The following is a 3,305-nucleotide window of genomic DNA, read 5'->3' on the forward strand; positions in this document are numbered from 1 at the left end:
GTAGCGGAGCAGGAAGGACATCTGATGGAAATGGAAGCCACGCAAGCACCTTAAAATCACCATCATACACTAAATCAGTAAGTTGGCAGCATTACCGGATTGTGGGCCATAAATATTCCAAAAAAATAGCCCGCTCCGTTTATTACCGGAACGGGCGAGAGCATGACATTGTCTGTAATTATAATGAGACTGCTGATTCTACTTATTTTTAATTTCAAGAAAAGCGTTTTCTACAAAGAATTATGAGATTTAATGTTTTGTTTAGACAATATTATCATTCTGTTCAATAATGAAAGTCTTCATCAACAACAAGTAAAAACAACGTCCCTCTCATCGAACCGGACTTGCAGATTTCCCGCATCCGGCTCTCTTGCAACACATCAGACCTTCACGTTCGGGCGGTTATGGGGAAGGTCCAGCAAGCTGTATGAGCCCTAACTGTTTGAATACCAGTAGATTACCAGAAACTTCTATCGATTGAAGACATTACCAACTAGCGTTACTAAATGTTGACCAAGTTTTGTTCACTTGTCTGGTTTTGATAGTAGCATTCTGCAGAGTATTTTGATATGATAAATATGCATTAACAATGATATTATTGTTAATTTACTAGCATGAAAATTAAAAGATCAACTTTTTATCTCGAATATTTTTTACATTATCAGTTGGTTTCTTATGAATGACAATTCATTGCTTAGAAATTCTTCATTATTCATCGCCTATATGGGATGTGTAGGGTGGGTCAGTGCTTATTCTTATGGCTGGGGAACCTCTTTTTACTATGGATTTCCATGGTGGGTTGTTGGTGCAGGTTTGGATGATGTTGCCAGAAGTTTACTCTATGCTATCATAGTAATGGGTATACTTTTTACCGGTTGGGGGATTGGTATTTTATTTTTTCTTCTTATAAAGAAAAGAAGTAAAATACAAGACTTGAGTTTTTTAAGACTATTTTTTGCTATTACCCTACTGTTTTTCCCTGTAATATTCGAACTTTTAATTCTCAAACAATATTTCATACTTCCATTATCACTTTCATGCATTATTAGTTCATTGGTTATTTCAATAATAATTCGCATATATGGACGGATCTTTTCTGTATCATGTTTTTCAGATATCCCTTTTGTTAGAGAACACCGCATTAAGTTAATTATGGCTGGTTTTTTGGTTTATTTTTGGCTTTTTTCCTTTCTTGTTGGCTGGTATAAACCTCAATTAAAAAAAGAATATCAGATGCTTTGTTATAATAATAGTTGGTATTATGTTCTTGCTCGTTATGATTCACGGCTCGTTTTGTCTAGTTCATTTAAAGATGACAGTAACAGATTCTTAATATTTAATACAGAACAGTCGGGATTTTATGAAATCAATGATGTTTATGTCAGAAAGTAATAATCCTCTCCCACAAAGTGAATTAAACGAATATATAATGCGTTCGAAGTATATGTATTGAGCTGTCATACTGAGAAACAAACCTTAGGGCAGCACAATTAAAGCCAGAAACAACTATGCAAGAAAGTTACTAAATAAGTGCTCGGAACAGTAAAACACTCAGGGGGGACTCAGTCCAGATTATGTAATCAGATAAATTGCCAAACATCACAAATCACCAGCAGGACTGAGTGATGCCGAGCATTGCACCAATACCCCGTGATGAACGATGCCTGATGCAGAAAGCTCCCTATAAAACAAAGAACAAAAACTACGACCGGCGATTCACCGTCATACTGATGCTGCATCGTGGTGACACTGTCTGTCACTTTCATGTTGACTGAACAACTCTGCTGCGAAGAAGGTGTACCGCCGGCGGGATTTGATTGTCCGGCGTCTAGCTTCCACTTCCCTGATGGAACTGAAAGTTGTTATGGCCGGTCAGCTTGCCCTGTCCGCAGGACATGAGGTGCTGTGACGGACAGCACCAGTAACGGAAAGTGACAATAAAAATGAATACTGCGCTGATAGTTGCACTAATGTGTATGTGGTATGCGGTACCCGCTGCTGCAAAAGAGACTTTACTGGCTATGCCACGTAATTCAACAGAACATTGCTATGCGGAGATTAATGTGCACGGACCATATGGGGTGTATTTCCGAGTGGTCCCGCATCCCCCCGGGGGAAAGAGCTGGGTCGAATGTAACAGTGACTACTATTACTCTGATAAACCACCGGGAGTACAGATACTCGGAACCCGTGCAGGGTGTCGGGTATACGGAATCTGCGGGACCACCTCGACACTGCATGTGGCTGGAAGAGGGGTTGTGTGTATTAAAAATATATGCAGTCCACGTGGGATGATAATTCACAGGATACGGAAACGTCCTGTAGTGGCTGTAAGCGATGAGATGTGATCTTACCCAGCAATAGTGGACACGCGGCTAAGTGAGTAAACTCTCAGTCAGAGGTGACCCACATGACAAAAACAGTATCAACCAGCAAAAAAACACGTAAACAGCATTCGCCTGAATTTTGCAGTGAAGCCCTGAAGCTTGCTGAACGCATCGGTGTTGCTGCCGCAGCCCGTGAACTCAGCCTGTATGAATCTCAGCTCTATGCGTGGCGCAGCAAACTGCAGCAACAGATGACCTCGTCTGAGCGTGAAAGTGAACTGGCCGCTGAAAATGCCCGCCTGAAGCGGCAACTGGCGGTGCAGGCAGAGGAACTGGCTATCCTCCAAAAGGCCGCGACATACTTTGCGAAGCGCCTGAAATGAAGTATGTCTTTATTGAAAAACATCAGGCTGAGTTCAGCATCAAAGCAATGTGCCGCGTGCTCCGGGTGGCCCGCAGCGGCTGGTATACGTGGTGTCAGCGGCGGACAAGGATAAGCCCTCGTCAGCAGTTCCGTCAGCACTGCGACAGCGTTGTCCTCGCGGCGGCCTTTACCCGGTCAAAACAGCGTTACGGTGCACCACGCCTGACGGATGAACTGCGTGCTCAGGGTTACCACTTTAACGTAAAAACCGTGGCGGCAAGCCTGCGCCGTCAGGGGCTGAGGGCAAAGGCCTCCCGGAAGTTCGACCCGGTCAGTTACCGCGCACATGGCCTGAGGTGTACTGGCAATAGCGGACACCACCATTTGTTCTTTTTCTAAGCAGTCATCTGATAATATTTTATCCTGAAGGCTGCCGGGGAGATATTCCCCAGACGAGAGTGACGACGCTGACGATTGTAGAAAATCTCAATGTATTCCCGTATTACTGAGATGGCCGTAAGCGTGCAGCAAGAACCGTATTGACGGGGATGTGTTATTCAGTCGGCAGTGCTACGCGCCAGGGGAGCAGTTCGCCGACCCGGTTTATCGGCCAG

The 3,305-nt window shown here is 43.8% G+C and carries 3 protein-coding genes and 3 pseudogenes; 5 read left to right on the plus strand and 1 reads right to left on the minus strand.

The window, feature by feature from the left end:
* From BGK49_RS30725 to BGK49_RS26545, 5 genes and pseudogenes are all read left to right on the plus strand, one after another.
* Positions 1 to 212 (plus strand): transposase (locus tag BGK49_RS30725; RefSeq protein WP_073714245.1); only part of this gene is annotated, 212 nt, incomplete at its 5' end.
* Positions 213 to 675: 463 nt separating this feature from the next.
* Positions 676 to 1,392, plus strand: a complete 717-nt coding sequence (locus BGK49_RS11085) for a hypothetical protein (RefSeq protein WP_046891843.1) — start codon at positions 676 to 678, stop codon at positions 1,390 to 1,392.
* A gap of 233 nt (positions 1,393 to 1,625) precedes the next feature.
* Positions 1,626 to 1,754 (plus strand): annotated as a pseudogene (locus BGK49_RS31040) (IS630 family transposase); the annotation flags it as partial.
* A 189-nt stretch (positions 1,755 to 1,943) separates the two neighbouring features.
* On the plus strand, positions 1,944 to 2,348 hold the full coding sequence (locus tag BGK49_RS30415; protein WP_011114759.1) for a hypothetical protein: 405 nt from the start codon (positions 1,944 to 1,946) through the stop codon (positions 2,346 to 2,348).
* Between the two features lie 62 nt (positions 2,349 to 2,410).
* A pseudogene (locus tag BGK49_RS26545) lies at positions 2,411 to 3,060 on the plus strand (IS3 family transposase); the annotation flags it as partial.
* A gap of 26 nt (positions 3,061 to 3,086) precedes the next feature.
* On the opposite strand, the pseudogene BGK49_RS26550 reads toward BGK49_RS26545, so the two are convergent.
* Positions 3,087 to 3,206: pseudogene (locus BGK49_RS26550) on the minus strand (IS3 family transposase); the annotation flags it as partial.
* Positions 3,207 to 3,305 lie beyond the last annotated feature (99 nt).

The sequence above is a fragment of the Shigella sp. FC1544 genome (genome assembly GCF_001722145.1).
Classification (GTDB): domain Bacteria; phylum Pseudomonadota; class Gammaproteobacteria; order Enterobacterales; family Enterobacteriaceae; genus Escherichia; species Escherichia coli.